This is a genomic window from Mycobacterium sp. IDUB_1 (assembly GCF_055419625.1).
Genome location: NZ_JBVAYA010000001.1, coordinates 2,178,497 through 2,194,519, shown reverse-complemented (window position 1 = coordinate 2,194,519; position 16,023 = coordinate 2,178,497). Strand labels below are relative to the sequence as shown.

Below are 16,023 nucleotides of genomic sequence, written 5' to 3'. Positions count from 1 at the left end.
CGGCAACGAGCGGGCGACTACGGCTCCCGATCCTTAAAGATGCCTGTCTCGGAGGCAGACTTTCGGACAGAGGTATCGAGCCCCCTTCGTTCAGCCCGAGTGTAAGCGCAGTCCTCCGCCTTCTCCGAGCCAGCCGGCAAACGACATCTGAGAATTTCTTCGAACTGTGGCATGGGCTCCACGGCGCGATCGGATCGTTCCGGAACCGACCAAAGCTCGGAAGCTTCGGTGACTTTCGTTTATCCCGCTCTGCGCGACGCGAAGCTCTTACGCGGCACCGATTCGCTCCAGCCGCGCCGCCGAAAAACACCGTGTAGCATTCGACGCTCGGGGGATGATCGCGTCTGAAAAACCGGGGAACATTTGTCTGTCAGCATCGTATTGAAGGGCGCGACCGCCGCTTGCACGTCCGTCCCACTTCTGCGGGGACCACTGAGCTCCCCGCAGTTTTGGCTGGCTCACTGCCAGACTAAGGACGCGATTAGCACATGGGCAATCACCCCTGCCGCTGATATATACGCGGGAGTGAAATGATCAAAGTCGCGCACTACTCGACGTCCCTCTCGCGGTCGGCTGGTGGACTCTTCTACGCCGCCTCCGGCCTGGCGAAGGCTCTGTCTACGGCCGGGTTAGATGTCATTGCCGTCGGCGGAGGGGACGAGCTCCTGGAACAGGATCGCGCCGAATGGGGGGATGTGCCGCTCTTCACGCACTCTCTCGGCCCGCGAAGTTACGGTTTGAGTCGTCAGGCTTTCAGAGAGCTCGCGCGAGCTAAGCCCGACGTAATTCACGTACACGGCATCTGGACGGCGGCGTCCCTATATGCGCGTGTCTTCTCCGCGCTCGGAGTTCCGGTGGTGGTGTCGCCGAGCGGGATGCTCGATCCGTGGATCCTGTCCCGCAAACCGGCAGTCAAGCGTGCCCACGCTGCGCTTTTCGAGCGTCCCGCTTTTAAGAAGTGCCACATCCATGCGCTGACGCGATCTGAACACCAGTCGGTAATCGACTACATGCCGACGGCCGCGGAGCGTACCTTCATCATTCCCAACGGTATTGGTCCGGCTGTCGACACCGCTGGCGTCCCGCGTAGCGGAGTGCTGTACCTGGGCCGGCTCCACGAAAAGAAACAAGCGATCGAACTTGCGCGCCTATGGCGCGCATCGGAGAGGCTCCAAGGCACGGTGCTCACAATCGCCGGCTGGGGCGATGAGCAGTACGAGCAGGAGCTCCGGTCAGCGGTGAGCGGTGCCGCAAACGTGCGATTCGTGGGGCCGCTCTACGGTGAGGCCAAAACGTCGGCGCTGTGTTCGACTCGATTCTTTGTACTGCCGTCGCTCAGCGAGGGCCTGCCTATTGCCGTGCTCGAGGCCCTTCAGCACGGAGCAATTCCCATCATCACCGATCAATGCAATCTTCCCGAGTTATTCGATGCAGGAGTAGCACTGAGGATCGAGAACAATCTCAGCGATATCGAGGACGTTGCGTCAGGCGCCAACGATCTCCCAGACCACGTCATAGAAGCTCTCTCGAAGGCCGGCACGGCCTTTTCACATCGATATCTCTGGACTTCTATTGCCCAACAAATGCAGGCCAGATACGAGTCGATGTTGAGATAAGGGGTGGAGATGAAATTCTTCGTCACCGGCGCGGCCGGCTTTATCGGGTACCACGTAGCGAACCGGCTCCTCGAGGCGGGGCATGAAGTTTCGGGCTACGACGGGATGACCACCTACTACGACATCACGTTGAAACAAGCGCGCCTGGAGCACCTGAGTAAGAATCCCAATTTCGCATTCACCACCGCAATGCTCGAGGACAGCGATACGTTGTCTGACGCGGTGGGGCGAAGCGACCCGGACGTTGTGATTCATCTCGCAGCGCAAGCCGGAGTGCGATACGCGTTAGAGGCACCTCGCGCTTACACCGAGTCCAACGTCATCGGCACATTCAATTTGCTCGAAGTGCTACGGAGCAGGCCTCCGCAGCACTTTCTTTTCGCGTCGACCAGTTCCGTGTACGGCGGCAATCCCAAAATGCCATTTGTCGAGACCGATCGAACTGACTCGCCCATGTCGTTGTACGCGGCGACGAAACGTGCCGGGGAGGCAATGTGCCACTCGTATGCCCACCTTTTCAAAATCCCAACGACCGCTTTCCGTTTTTTCACCGTATACGGCCCGTGGGGCAGACCAGACATGGCGCTATTCAAGTTCGTGCGTGCAATAAGTGCTGGTGAACCGATAGAGGTCTATGGCGGCGGAAATATGCGACGCGACTTCACCTACATAGACGACCTGGTCGACGCCGTGACGGCGCTGGTCGGTTGCGTCCCGGAGGGCGGCCCCGTCGCCGAAAACGATTCAGTCAGTGCGGTCGCGCCCTTCCGGGTAGTGAACATCGCAGGAGGCAATCCGACCGGCCTGATGGCGTATATCGAAGCGATCGAGCAGGCAATGGGCCGCCGCGCAGAGAAGACCATGCTCGGAATGCAACCGGGAGACGTGGTGGATACCTTTGCCGACCCGACGCTGCTGAACCAGCTTATCGGGAAAACGCCGACAACCAGTGTGACAGAGGGTGTCTCGCGCTTTGTCGATTGGTACCGCGACTATTACCGGATTTCCACAGCTGCAGGGGCGCGCTGAGAAATGATGCGGCGGGCGGATACTCACAGTTCGACGCAGCCACCTGCGGATAGGAGTTCCTCGCGTTGACGGCATCCATGAAACTACCGGCGCTTGGAACCATCGAACGTCTTTTCGGAGCGATGGATGACGCGGCGATCCGCTACGTGCACTGGAAAAGCAACATCAACGTGGCCAAGGCGTTGGTCGGGATCGACGATCTGGACCTCCTCGTCCACCCGGACGACGTCGATGGATGCCGAGCAGTTCTGTCGAGCCATCAATTCGTCCGGGGCATTTCGGAAGCTGACCACTGGCATCGCGGAATGTGGCACTTCTACAGACCGGATCTGGACGCGCGACGGATGGTGCACGTTCACCTACACGACCGTCTGATCCTGGGCTTCGATGCTGACAAGAACTACACGCTGCCAATCGTCGACTGGTATCTAGAAGATGCGCGCAAAGTCGACGTGATGAAGGTGCCGACGATCGAGCGAGAATTGGTCGTCTTTCTCCTGCGGACGTATCTCAAGCATGCGCCCTCGACAAAGATCGCGCAGCTCCCGCGGGGGTTGAGACGACTGGCACTAAACGGACGGCCGGAGCTGTCGAGGTCAGAGATCGCAGAGCTCACATACCTCACCGCCGAGGCGGATCCCGACGAGACGCGGCATGTACTTGACTCTGCCGGCCTGAATTTCGATTACCGCGAATTCCGAGACCTCCTCACGCTCGCACTGAACGATCCGTCCCTCTGGCAGATCTTCGGGGGCAGCAGGTTGGTCAAGCGTCGGTTGCGTGGGCACCGCACTCGAAGCGAGCTGTCATCGTTGAGCCACGCAAGTTGGCGCATCACCTCGGGCCGGACGAAAGCGCTATTGAGGCACGCCGGCTTATACACTTCGCACAAACGACGATCATCTCTTGGTGGACGCATTTTCGCCCTCGTCGGCGGTGACGGTGCCGGCAAGTCAACGAATGTGGAAGCTCTTCGCCAACTTCTCAGCCAGTCTCTCTGGACCGAGGCTATCCACATTGGTAGGCCTTCACGAACACATCTCGGACTACTCCTCCGCGTCTCGTCTCGAGCAGTGGCACAGATCCGGGCGCCGCACTTCGCGGCTACCCTCAATCACCTGTCCCTTGCAATCGACCGTCTCGGCGCATTCCGTCGAGCTGAAAAGGTTCGCGAATGTGGCGGCTTCGCGGTCCTCGATCGTCTGCCCATGTCGGGCATCTCGATGATGGACGCGCCCCGCATCGCGGCGACCGACGAGGACACGACTTTGATCCGAGCTGTTGGGCGCTTGGAACGGAGGATTTACGAGCAGATCGGTGGGGTGGACTTACTCGTCGTGCTCAAGCTCGACCCAACCATCGCGTTGGAGCGGCGCGCTGAAGACAACCCCCAGGTGTTACTAGAGCGATCCGGAGAGGTGTGGCGGCAGGACTGGCGGGAGCCGTACATGTTCCCTGTCGACACCGGTAGGCACAACATCAGCGAGGTCCTCGGTAAAGTTGCTGACCGCGCTTGGACCGAAGCGATAACGCCGTTCGCCCGCACGGAATTGCTGGGGCTCAGCGGTTCAGGCAAAACCACGGTTTCGCGCGCACTCTCAGGACTTGTCTCGAACGCGAATCGGACGCTGCCGTACTGGAGAAGGCCCCTCGTCCTCGCTCGCTGTACGTTTTCGCAACTTATCACTCGTCCACCACGCAGCTTGCTAGACCTGGCTGTTTTTAAGAACATCGTCCAATTGCGTTGGTTCGTCGAACTTCACGAGGACCTCGCAAATCCCAGAGGCCTAGGCGCAACCAACTACATTCTCGATCAAGGACCCATTTTCCAGCTGGCGATTGGGATCGTAGAGGGCCTGATACGACCGAACAGCACTTTCTACATGGCGGCAATTCGAGCCATCAACATGTGGGCGTCCAGCGACGTTCCGTGGCTGCAAGCGCCAGACCATGTCTTCGAAGAGAGACTTGCGGGTCGCGGAGGATCGACGCGGTCAGTGACGCTTGACAACCGCCAGAGAGCCGAGCTATTGCGGCGCTACCGCCGAGCTCTCGACCTCATCGAACGGGATATCGTGGGCATCGTCCACGTCGATGGGAACCGTCGGCCCGAAGACGTGGTTTCCGATGTGTACACCCGAATCCGCAGTCGTCCAGAGTAGAAGTCGTGACGGGCTCTGACTCAAGCTCTAGGCGGCAACTCGTCCAACGGACAGACGATCACCTCGGGCCGGCGATATACTTCGCGTGCGATCAGGGGGATGGCAGGTTTCCATCAACGATCGATTCCATGCGGCACGGATTGATGGGTATATGCGGAACGTGAAGCCGGCAAGCCGATGACATCGGCACCGAATATCGAAGCTACTAATCAGCAGGAAAGCACGAATTTTCCCTTCGGACTGGTGCTGCTCGCGTCGGGCCTGATGGTCGCATTCTGGGGTTCGGAAAGCGGCGCCAGCGACACTGTCATTTGGGCATGCCTACTCATCCAGTACGCACTCATGTTGCGTTCGGTCTGGCGACCCGTAACAGTGTTTCGCGGTTTTCCATCCTTCCTGAATGCTGAGTTTCTTTTTCTGTTCTTTTCCTACCTGATTTTGTTCTACCCTTACCAGCGTCACGTTCTCGGAATCTACGACGTCTCTCAGAGTCGGTACTTTCCTGGAAACACGTTTGTCGACCAATCCAACCAGGCCATTCTATTGTCCCTGGCCGCCAGTGTGGCTTTCTGCGCGGGAATAAGAGCGCTTAACGCTTCCGCCGCCACGCCGCGGCAACCGCGCCGCGCGAACCGATTGGATGGGATCACCCTTCAATCGACGGCCCTGCCTTTGTTCACACTGCAAGTTCTGTTGATCGCGTTCTACTGGCTCGCCGGCCTTCGGGCGGCCGGCGAGGGCAGGTACACGGGCACCTCGACTGGCGGCAGCATTGCGGATGCGATTTACCTGGCGATCACAGTGGTGTCGATGGTCGCCATTGCACTGTCCGTCCTCCCTCGATCGCCGGATTCGCCCGCCCCGCCGATCATATTGCGCGTATCCACCTTGATAGCCGTGGCGTGGGCCACAAGAATCCTGCTCGCGGGTGATCGAAATTCTTTCCTTCTCATCGCGATCGTCGCATTTGCAGGACTGTTTGCTTTTCGGATCCGCGCCGGTCGCTGGGCTGTGGTGGCATTGTGCGCCGTTGCGCTTGGGCTTTACAGCGCGGTTGAAGACTTGCGGGCGGGTCGCATAGCTTCCCTGTTCGGTTTTTTCGACGGCGGCAGCACGATTGACGCCGCGGCCGCGGATACGAGCTTCAACATCAGCGCCATATCGCTTCGAGCGGCGTTAGCCAGCGTTCCTGAAATGTACGACTACGGCTACGGCCTGTACAAGCTGGTGGGATTCGCCGGAATTATCCCGTTCATACGCGGCGCCATCATTCCCGACGACATGGGGTTTACCGAGAGCTCCCAGGTACTCGGGGCCATACTTCTGGGGCCATCTGCGTCATGGGGTGTGGGGACAAACGTGGTCGCGGACGCCTACATGGATCTCGGCGCGCTGAGCGTTCCAATCTCTTTGTTCGCAGTGGGACTCGCGATGGCATTCACACAGCGTGCTGTGACGCGCATGCCCACGTCCACATGGCGTGCAGTGTTCTACTTGGTGACTCTGGCTCTTGTCGCCGAGGTGCCGCGTTACACACTGGCCTTTCCCGTGCGGCCGTTGGCCTGGGTTGTTCTACTGTTCCTGGTAGTCGCCGTTCTCCCCCAGCCCAGATCGGACCGCAAGCAGCAACACGTGCGTGTTGCGGGAGTTGAAGGTTAGAGCTCGAAGAGCGTTCAAACTTCTCGATACATAAGTACAACAATCTATTTCAGTGAGTAACCGCGTCAGAGGAGAAGCTCTTTGCCGATGCGTTCGCACACCGACATCTGCATTCTAGGCTTGAATTTTCCACCGGAGCCGACTGGCATCGGCCCGTACACGGGAGCACTTGCTGCAGGTCTAGGCAAGAATGGACAAGCCGTTACGGCACACGTCGCGCATCCTCACTATCCTGCATGGTCAATCAGTGACGGATACGGTCAGTGGACGCGTTCGGAGGAGGTCAACGGTATCCGTGTGAAGCGGCGACTCCATTACGTACCCCGCTCACCTCGAGGGTTCCGACGGCTTGCTTCTGAACTGAGCTTTGGTCTCCGCCTCGTGTTCGCCGGATGGGGACGACCGCGAACGGTCGTTGCTGTATCGCCCTCCTTGTTCGCCACAGCCGCCGCGGCCCTACGCTGGCGGCTCACACCTCACCGTCCTCCCTTGATCGTCTGGGTGCAGGACATTTACACGCTCGGGTTGTCCGAAACTGGTGAGGGCGGTCGGCTCGTACAGCGACTAACGCGGTGGACCGAATCACGTCTGCTGAGGTCCGCAGACAAAGTCGTCGTGATCCATCAACGCTTCGCGGACTTCGTCACCGATGACTTCGGAATTGCGCAGTCGAGAGTGCACGTCATACGAAATTGGACTCATCTCGCACCCTCCGAACCAGTGAATGCGCTTCACGCCAAAGCAGCACTGGGTTGGCCAACCGAGGTGACATTGGCCGTTCACACCGGCAACATGGGGGCAAAACAGGGCCTCGACAACATCATTGACGCCGCACGGGTCGCTGACGCAAAGGCTGCACCAGTGCACTTCATCCTCGTGGGCGACGGCGGGGAACGGCGCGGCCTCGAGGAGCGCGCTTCCGGAGTCGCACGGCTGACCTTCGTCGATCCCCTCGACGACGAGGCGTACCGCCTCGCGCTGAGCGCGGCGGATATCCTGATCGTGAATGAGAAGCCCGGCGTTTCAGCCATGGCCGTACCAAGCAAGCTGACGTCATATTTCGACGCGGGCCGACCGATTGTAGCCGCAACCGATCCGGGTGGAATCACCGCTTCCGAGCTCGCCGCCGCGGACGCAGGCATTGTTGTCAACGCTGGAGATCCAGACGCACTCCTGGGCGCAGTCCTTCGAATTTCAGGCGACCCTGCTGAGGCGGACCGATTCGGTCGGAACGGGCGACGTTACCGGGAGGCCGTTCTAGACGAGACCGCGGCCATCCGGCAGTGGAACGGCTTGATAGCGGACACGCTTGGTGCCGGTTTTACCTGGACGGAACGGTGAGAGTTGCGCCTGGGGCCGCCGTGTTCATGTCGTGCTGCGTTTCTAGCGCTTGCGAATGAAGACGTCGAGCACGGGGAGAAGCACGTCGGGGGCATGCTTGTTCACCCACTTCGTGAGACCGTAGATCCACGGTCGGCCGAAATGGTAGGACGGTTCTGCAGCTTTCCTGGCGATGAAGACCTCGGCCCTGTCGCCGAATGCTTTGCGAAGGTCACGAGATGTGTTCATCTTGTACTGAGTCGGAAAGACATCTTCCGCCTTGCGGTTCGGCTGACTGTGCGTCAATGTCTTCACGTGGTGGCGGTTGGGTACCAATCGAGCGCTGACAGCGATGTACCCCCACTTATTCGGTGTCATTGCTGCAATAACGCCCTGGGGCTTGACGATTCGTAGTAGCTCGCTTGCTGTGAATTCGGGGTTCGCGACATGCTCGAACACATACCGGGCGATCACAATGTCAAAGGTGTTGTCGTCGTACGGCAGTCGCTCGCCAAGCTTGATCACTTGCGCGTCGTCCAGAAAGGGATTCTCGAGCACCACCGAATCTATATCGCACCCGGCAAGTCGCCGGCATCGCCCTTTGAAGTTCCCGAGGTTCCGCCGGTACGCCACCTGGTCGTCTAGCAACGGCCCGCCGCGACCTGCGCCAAAATCGAGGACCGCGTCGGTAGGCCTGAGAATCGCGTTGAGATGGTGAAAAAAGCTGATTGTCCCGTCAACGTGCGAAAACCCGCTGACATTGGCCTCGGGGTAGAACCGGCGTCTAAGCTGCTCTTTGTCCAAAGGTGCTTCCTGTGCCTGAGTGGAGCCTGACTCGAAACTTAGCTTCGAGCCTGCTATTCCGATGCGTCACTCTTTCGTTGTCTACCGCCAGCCGGCGCGGCGTGCGAACCCAAGTCCGGCTCTTGCTGGGCGTCACCCAGCTTTGTCATCGCATCCACACTGTCGGACGCGGACGGCTTCCGCGACTTATCGCGCCGTCCCCCTTCTGCACCGTAGTAGGTGTAGCCGTAGTTATAGGAATTGCTTCCGCGGGTGGGAACCAAGGTGAATACCGCACCGAGCAAAGGTGCCCCCACACTCCGCAAGCTTGCCACCGCCTGGGTCAGCTGCTCGCGCTTTGTTTGACCGAATCGCGCCATGATCAACACTCCGTCAGCACTCGCGGCAAGGATCGCTGCGTCGGTGACCGCGAGCAGCGGCGTCGAGTCGACGATCACGTAATCATACTGCGCGCGAAGCTCATTGAGTAGTTTCTTGGCGGACATCGATCCCAGAAGTTCACTCGGGTTCGGCGGCACCGTACCAGAGGTCAGTACGGTCAAGCCTGGGAAGCGCGTCATCTGGAGCGCATCGGACAAGGTCGCGGCTCCACTCAGAACCGTGCTGAAACCCACCGAACCGACGACGTCGAGGTACTTCGCTAACGACGGTCGCCGCATGTCTCCGTCGACGAGGATGACATTATGATCCGCCTCCGCCAGAGCCAGTGCCAGGTTGATGGCGGTCGTCGACTTCCCCTCGCTCGGCATTGAACTCGTCACGACGATGACACGTGGCGGGTTGTCGACCGCCAAGAATTGCAGGTTGGTCCGGAGCTTCCTAAACGCCTCCGCGATTCCCGAGTTGTCGCTGTCGAACGAGATCGCAGTCTGCTTACGACGCTCCTTGTCCAACGGAATGCTGCCGACAAGGCCTGTTCCCACGAGGTCCTCTAACGTTTCGCGGCTCTTGACCGTGTTGTCGAGAATGTCCCGGAGCACGGCCAGCCCGATGCCCACCAGTGCGCCCAACGCCAAACCGATTGCAAGATTGCGCTTCGTGTCCGGAACGACGGGTGAGTTGGGGATGGAAGCTCGTTGCTCTACGACGACGCGGGCGTCTGGTCGGGCACCGTTCTCAGGGGTCTCGAGTTCACGCACCAGGCCAACGAACTCGTCAGACACGGTATTGGCGATATCGCGTGCCCGAACAGGTGACTCGTCAAGCACACTCACGTCGATTAGCACTGTATCGGCCTTCGACCGGGCGCTGATCTTCGACTGCAAACTGCCGGCACTCATGTTGAGGCCGAGCTTGTCGATCGTGCGCTGAGCCACTGTCTCGCCGGCGATGAGTTGTGTATACGAAGCGACCCGCTCCTGCGAGAGGCGGTTGCCCTGATACATCTCCGCGACCGACGATCCACCCGTAGCGGACACGTACAACCGGGTCGACGCCTTGTACAGGGGAGTCGTAGCCAACGTAAAGATGACCGCCCCCAGTAGGGCGACGACGATGGTCACGCATACCGTGATCCAGCGTGCGCGTAGCACCTTGATGAAGTCTTGGAGGTTCACAACCACCCCTTCATTGCTCGATGAGCCGTCACGCTCAGAAGTGCGCGCGTCGACGGCAATTTTTTCATCGGGGGTCTCACTGAGTCACCAATTGCAGTTCGAACATCAGCTGCCACCGGCACATTCGGGCACCATCACTTTGGGAACGACTGTGTCAACCATGGGAAGAACGGGAGCCTGCGGCTTGCCGGGAACGGTCGGTTCCGACAGCTGAAATCTGATGTCGGCAGACTGCCCGGGCGGGATGATGGCCTGCACCTCGAAGACCGGATGCCCTCGCTCGGTATTGAGAATGGCAGGAACGCGCTCCCCGTTAAGCAGAACATTCGAGAGCTGTGAGCCTTTGGTGGCCAGCAAGCGGACCGACGTCATATTAGTTCCCTTGGGAACCGCGATCATGATGTCGGGTGACAAGCCTTCAACGCCTGCAACATAATCCGGCAACGGCCTGTCCGGGACCTCGTTGGTGAGTTTGACAGTGACTGTCGAAGCCCGAGTCTCGCCCTCGCATTTGTCGGCGACGTATTCAATCTCCGGCTTCAAGTAGTAATCCATCTTGTTCCCGCCCAGATTGTTCACCGCAATCTCTGCGTAAGGCCCATCTCCCTCAGGAACGGCATGCGCGAGACTGCTTTGCTCGAGTACCTTTTGGATATCTGGATTGGCACTCCAAACAGCAATGCGTCGTTCGCTGACCGCTCGCCCGAGCGCCTCGAGGAGTCGCCGCGGTGACTTCACCGGCCCCGTCATCTTGGTGACGACCGCGCTCGCAATGTCTTCCAGGTACTGCTTCCGTGCGTCTCGCTGCTCGGCCGGGTACCGCTCGTAGGCCGTCACCTCGGTCAGCTCAATGACGTTGTCTTTGGAGACGGTCTCGCCATCCGCCATTCGGACCGATCCGACGGCGCCGAGTATGTAGCTCAACGCCACAGGGTCGATAGCGATGGCTCCGTCGACATTGGTGCCGGTCTGCTCGGCCCACATCGTCTTCCAGATTTCCGCGGCATAGGGAAAGTGCGGGCTCATATTGCTGTTGCGCACATCGGTGAACGGGTTGGCGTAGCCGTACTGTCGGTCGTAGTCGGGGCCTAGATCGACCGGTCCGACCGCGTTCGCCAGGTCTGTGTTCGACGCCAGGGTGTCGACCTCGGGCTTCCCGTTATCGAATCGCAGGATGCCGAACCCACCCAACAAACCACCTGTCCCACGGACTTCAGCGTTGGTTTGGAACGCCATGAAGTAGGAACGCGGACCATCGGCGCCCATCATCGCGGGTGCTATGCGCGCGGCCAGTGCAGTGTTGCGAAGGATCGACGTGATTTCCGAAATCTGTTGCTGCAGCTGAGAACGCGCATCGGCGAGCAACGATATGAACCGAGGATCAACGATCGAATTGGCTTCAGCGTCCAACCGGTTTGCTTGTTCAGCGAGCTGACTCAGCTGCGGTTCTTGGCTGCGGAGCAACTCGACGTCGACCCGCCCGCCCTCGTAGAGCCGGTCGGGTGAAATATTCACCCCGACATCGGCCGCCGGTTTCAGGACCTCGGATGCCAAGCCGGCCACGACGTCTGTGATCTGTTGACCGGCCTCGAAGGGACTTCCCAGCCAAGGGATCGCGGCGACGATGTTCCACGCCGGAGAGTGTGTCGCGTCACGCGCGGCCCCCGCGCTTTTAACCGCATCGCCAGCAGATCTCGCCGCAGCCTCGGTATCCGCGTCGAGCAGCGACTCCCTCGCATCCTTCGCACTGGCGCGTGCCTGCTCGAGACTTGACTTCGCGCGGAAGCCTTCCACAGCCACCCAGCAGCCGAGCCCCACAATCACGAGGGCTGCAATGACCAGGACCCACGCGACCGTCCGGCGCCGATGAGGACCACGCGAGTCGTCAGGGTCGCCGTATTCGTTGCTTGCGCTTGTATCGTCGTCGCGGCCTGGATCTGATGAACGTCGGGGGAATAAAGGCACTCAACAAATCCTGATGAATAGACGAGGCCTGCACGTCAACGACGCGCAGGCCTCGGCACGGTGGGTGAGCAGGAGACACCTGACCTCAGCAGGAACCGCTTACATAGGTTCCGTAGGGGCCGATACCTGTTGAGTTGCCATTCAGGCACACGCTGAACGAAATACCGTTCGTCACGGCCTCATTCTTGCGGAGTTGCGCAGCTCGGGCAGCTGCGAGGTTCCCGAAGAATGTGTCCGGATGCGCGGCGGCGTACGCCTCGAGGCGATCCGCGCGACGATCCTGCGACGCCGCGCTCTGCGACAGGAACACCGAGAGCAGCTGGAACGACGTCGCGGTCACGATGTACACCGGCCCCTTCGGCTGCAGCGGCAGATCCGCGAAGCTCGGCGCGGCGGGGAGCTGAATCTGCGGAGCCGCATTTGCGGCGACCGGTACGAACGCCGCACCCGCTGCAACGGCGGCAGCAGCAACCGTCACCTGGAATTTAGTAGCAATGGTGGTCATGTCCCCCCACTTTCTCGAGTCCCCATCTCGGAACAAGTTGCTGGAAGCATCGCAGACTGGGCACCCCCTGTCAATCTGAATCGCGATTGTTTCCAGACTTCCTCCGCAACGTCACAAATAGCGTGTTACCAGCAGATCAACGGTTCCCGGCTAGGCCGTGTCAGCGCTCTAAGACGTCATCTTTGAGCGCCCGACAGGCGCGGCTAACGCCGTATCAAGATCGTTTGCTGGGAGAGCGGGGGCGGACTGTTTGCACACCATATCGCCAAATTGATGCGAATCGCGCCGGTGGCTGAAGTGGCACTAGTGGTCAACTCTCCGGTGACGCAAGCCGCCCATGAACGGTTCTTAAGGGAGCAATAAGACCCCCGCGCGACTCGTGATGGCCCCGCCGTTAGCATCAACAACCATGACGAGCGTGACTGAGCCCTCCGCCGAGCACGAGATCGATATCCATACGACCGCCGGGAAGCTGGCCGATCTGCGCAAGCGCGCCGAGGAGGCCCTGCACCCCGTCGGCGAGGAAGCAGTCGAGAGGGTCCACGCCAAAGGCAAGCTCACCGCGCGTGAGCGCATCCTCGCCTTGCTCGACGAGGACTCGTTCGTCGAACTCGACGCGCTGGCCAAGCACCGCAGCAAGAACTTCGGCCTCGACAAGAACCGCCCCACCGGCGACGGCGTGGTGACGGGCTACGGCACCATCGACGGTCGCGACGTCTGCATCTTCAGCCAGGACGCCACCGTTTTCGGCGGCAGCCTCGGCGAGGTCTACGGCGAGAAAATCGTCAAGGTTCAGGAACTCGCCATCAAGACCGGCCGCCCACTCATCGGCATCAACGACGGTGCCGGCGCGCGCATTCAAGAAGGTGTTGTCTCCCTTGGCCTCTACAGCCGAATCTTCCACAACAACATCAAGGCCTCGGGCGTCGTCCCTCAGATCTCGCTGATCATGGGCGCCGCTGCTGGCGGCCATGTCTACTCCCCCGCCCTCACCGACTTCGTCATCATGGTCGACCAGACCAGCCAGATGTTCATCACCGGACCTGACGTCATCAAGACCGTCACCGGTGAGGACGTCACCATGGAGGAGCTCGGCGGCGCCCAGACACACATGTCCAGATCGGGCACGGTGCATTATGTCGCCACCGGCGAGCAGGACGCCCTGGACTATGTGCGGGATCTGCTCTCCTACCTACCGCCCAACAACTACGCCGAGCCGCCGCGCTACCCAGCTCCCCATCCGGGCCCGATCGAGGAGAGCCTCACCGACGAGGACCTCGAGCTCGACACGCTGATCCCCGATTCGCCGAATCAGCCCTACGACATGCACGAGGTCATCACCCGCATCCTCGATGACGACGAATTCCTCGAAGTCCAAGCCGGTTACGCACAGAACATCATCGTCGGCTTCGGTCGCATCGACGGCCGGCCCGTCGGCATCGTGGCCAATCAGCCCACCCAGTTCGCCGGCTGCCTTGACATCAACGCCTCGGAAAAAGCTGCTCGCTTTGTGCGGACCTGCGACTGCTTCAACATTCCGATCGTCATGCTGGTCGACGTTCCCGGCTTCCTGCCCGGCACCGACCAGGAATACAACGGCATCATCCGCCGCGGGGCCAAGCTGCTCTACGCCTACGGCGAGGCCACGGTCGCGAAGGTCACCGTCATCACCCGTAAGGCCTACGGCGGCGCGTACTGCGTCATGGGGTCTAAGGACATGGGCTGCGACGTGAACGTCGCGTGGCCGACCGCTCAGATCGCCGTGATGGGCGCTTCCGGCGCCGTCGGCTTCGTCTACCGCAAGGAACTCAAGGACGCGGCCAAGAACGGCGAAGACGTGGACGCACTGCGCCTGGAGCTGCAGCAGCAGTACGAGGACACCCTCGTCAATCCCTACGTCGCGGCCGAACGGGGCTACGTCGACGCGGTCATCCCTCCGTCACACACCCGCGGTTACATCGGTACGGCGCTGCGACTGCTGGAGCGCAAGATCACCCAGACGCCGCCGAAGAAGCACGGCAACATTCCGCTGTAATTCAATCGACCTGCGCGACAAGGAGTTCAGCTGTGGACCACAGTGCCGACATCGTCGAGGTGTCTGATCCGCGGGACATGACGATCGACAACCCGCCTCAGCCCGAGACACACTTTCAGATTGTCAAGGGCTCCCCCAGCGCCGAGGAACTCGCTGCGCTGGTGACGGTCCTTGCGGGTGCCAGCGGCGCCGGACACACCGAACCGGGCCCGCAGGAACTCAATCCGTGGGGCCACCCCGTCGACAAGCTGCGTTACGACGTGACCAGCTGGCAGCGAGTGACGCTGCTGGAGCGGATGCACATGCGGCACTGATGAGCCGCTTGCACGAAGAACAAAGATCATGACGCGCCTAGTCCTGGGTTCCGCGTCAAGCGGTCGGCTGCGAGTCCTGCGCCAGGCAGGGGTCGAGCCCCTAGTGGTCGTCTCAGATGTCGACGAGGACGCCCTCATCGCCTCACTCGATCCCGAAACTCCCCCTGAAGCTGTGGTGCTCAAACTTGCCAACGCCAAAGCACTCAGCGTGGCCGCGCAACTGCCTCCAGATGTCGCCGCCGATTGCGTTGTCATCGGCTGCGATTCGATGCTGTACCTGAATGGATCCCTGAGGGGGAAGCCCGGCAGCATCGAGGTAGCGCGCCTGCAGTGGTCTGAGATGGCTGCCTCGGCTGGGCATCTCTTGACTGGGCACGCGCTGCTGCGCCTCGCTAATGGTGTCATCACCCACACCCAGGGTGAAACCGGTAGCACTACAGTGCATTTCGGCACACCCGGTTCGCGAGAACTGGGCGCCTATCTCGCCACCGAAGAACCGGTCCACGTCGCTGGCGCGTTCACACTTGACGGGTTTGGCGGATGGCTCATCGATCGGATTGAGGGAGATCCGTCGAATGTCATCGGCATCAGCTTGCCGTTAGTTCGCCGACTTCTCGAAGCCGCGGACCTGTCAATCTGCGACCTGTGGCAAGAGGTCTAACACTTTTCGTTCAGGCGCCTCAGGGAAAAAATCACCCGCTTTGTCTTTTGCGAGATGTTCTTGCCCGCACCTGGGGAGGTTGCGCACACCGCCCAGTTCGAGTAGTTGTACACAACTTGATTGACGTTGCGAGGGACGAACTGAAGGTTGAGCTCCGCGTCTCCGGTGACGGCGCGAACATCATTGATCGCTGTCTGCAGTATCTCGCCCCTCGTGGTGGGCATGACCCACTCGTCAGCGGCCGCCGCGGGGCCCGCGAGCCCCGTCATCGCGACAACAGCAGCAGCAGTGGTCGCTCCTGCCGCAGTGACAATCTTCCGCATCGCCCACCCCTTTGGTCTCATCGAAGCCCCTAGGACATTAGCCCATCGTGCGCGGCGGCGGTGGGCATCGCCTG

Annotated in this window: 13 protein-coding genes; 8 read left to right on the top strand and 5 right to left on the bottom strand. The window is 60.5% G+C overall.

The window, feature by feature from the left end; genetic code table 11:
* The first annotated feature begins 530 nt into the window (after positions 1–530).
* The 5 genes from ACZYYX_RS11075 to ACZYYX_RS11055 all read left to right on the top strand — a co-directional run bounded on the left by ACZYYX_RS11075 (position 531) and on the right by ACZYYX_RS11055 (position 7,807).
* Positions 531–1,616: a glycosyltransferase gene (locus tag ACZYYX_RS11075; protein ID WP_463814440.1), complete on the top strand. Its 1,086-nt coding sequence runs from the start codon at positions 531–533 to the stop codon at positions 1,614–1,616.
* Positions 1,617–1,625: 9 nt separating this feature from the next.
* Positions 1,626–2,645 carry an NAD-dependent epimerase/dehydratase family protein gene (locus ACZYYX_RS11070; RefSeq protein ID WP_463814439.1) on the top strand — a complete coding sequence of 340 codons (1,020 nt, stop codon included), beginning with the start codon at positions 1,626–1,628 and terminating at the stop codon, positions 2,643–2,645.
* A 65-nt stretch (positions 2,646–2,710) separates the two neighbouring features.
* Positions 2,711–4,807: a hypothetical protein gene (locus tag ACZYYX_RS11065; protein WP_463814438.1), complete on the top strand. Its 2,097-nt coding sequence runs from the start codon at positions 2,711–2,713 to the stop codon at positions 4,805–4,807.
* A 177-nt stretch (positions 4,808–4,984) separates the two neighbouring features.
* Positions 4,985–6,466: an O-antigen polysaccharide polymerase Wzy gene (gene wzy / locus ACZYYX_RS11060; protein WP_463814437.1), complete on the top strand. Its 1,482-nt coding sequence runs from the start codon at positions 4,985–4,987 to the stop codon at positions 6,464–6,466.
* An 87-nt stretch (positions 6,467–6,553) separates the two neighbouring features.
* Positions 6,554–7,807, top strand: coding sequence for a glycosyltransferase family 4 protein (locus tag ACZYYX_RS11055; RefSeq protein WP_463814436.1), 1,254 nt, complete (start codon positions 6,554–6,556; stop codon positions 7,805–7,807).
* A gap of 42 nt (positions 7,808–7,849) precedes the next feature.
* Here ACZYYX_RS11055 and ACZYYX_RS11050 read toward each other — a convergent pair whose 3' ends face one another.
* From ACZYYX_RS11050 to ACZYYX_RS11035, 4 genes are all read right to left on the bottom strand, one after another.
* Positions 7,850–8,590 (bottom strand): class I SAM-dependent methyltransferase, encoded by a 741-nt coding sequence (locus ACZYYX_RS11050; protein ID WP_463814435.1) that lies wholly within the window; start codon positions 8,588–8,590, stop codon positions 7,850–7,852.
* 53 nt (positions 8,591–8,643) lie between these two features.
* Positions 8,644–10,146 (bottom strand): tyrosine-protein kinase domain-containing protein, encoded by a 1,503-nt coding sequence (locus ACZYYX_RS11045; RefSeq protein ID WP_463814434.1) that lies wholly within the window; start codon positions 10,144–10,146, stop codon positions 8,644–8,646.
* A 105-nt stretch (positions 10,147–10,251) separates the two neighbouring features.
* Positions 10,252–11,970: a DUF4012 domain-containing protein gene (locus ACZYYX_RS11040; protein WP_463814433.1), complete on the bottom strand. Its 1,719-nt coding sequence runs from the start codon at positions 11,968–11,970 to the stop codon at positions 10,252–10,254.
* 226 nt (positions 11,971–12,196) lie between these two features.
* Positions 12,197–12,616, bottom strand: a complete 420-nt coding sequence (locus ACZYYX_RS11035) for a hypothetical protein (protein WP_463814432.1) — start codon at positions 12,614–12,616, stop codon at positions 12,197–12,199.
* A 409-nt stretch (positions 12,617–13,025) separates the two neighbouring features.
* On the opposite strand from ACZYYX_RS11035, the gene ACZYYX_RS11030 reads away from it, so the two are divergent.
* Genes ACZYYX_RS11030 through ACZYYX_RS11020 form a run of 3 tightly spaced genes read left to right on the top strand, consistent with a single transcriptional unit; the run spans position 13,026 to position 15,626 of the window.
* Positions 13,026–14,651 carry an acyl-CoA carboxylase subunit beta gene (locus ACZYYX_RS11030; protein ID WP_463814431.1) on the top strand — a complete coding sequence of 542 codons (1,626 nt, stop codon included), beginning with the start codon at positions 13,026–13,028 and terminating at the stop codon, positions 14,649–14,651.
* A gap of 32 nt (positions 14,652–14,683) precedes the next feature.
* Positions 14,684–14,965, top strand: coding sequence for an acyl-CoA carboxylase subunit epsilon (locus ACZYYX_RS11025; RefSeq protein ID WP_463814430.1), 282 nt, complete (start codon positions 14,684–14,686; stop codon positions 14,963–14,965).
* Positions 14,966–14,990: 25 nt separating this feature from the next.
* The gene (locus ACZYYX_RS11020; protein ID WP_463814874.1) at positions 14,991–15,626 is read left to right on the top strand and encodes a Maf family protein; all 636 of its coding nucleotides are present in this window, start codon (positions 14,991–14,993) and stop codon (positions 15,624–15,626) included.
* On the opposite strand, the gene ACZYYX_RS11015 is transcribed toward ACZYYX_RS11020, so the two are convergent.
* Positions 15,623–15,949, bottom strand: coding sequence for a hypothetical protein (locus ACZYYX_RS11015; RefSeq protein WP_463814429.1), 327 nt, complete (start codon positions 15,947–15,949; stop codon positions 15,623–15,625). The genes ACZYYX_RS11020 and ACZYYX_RS11015 overlap by 4 nt on opposite strands.
* Between the last annotated feature and the right edge of the window lie 74 nt (positions 15,950–16,023).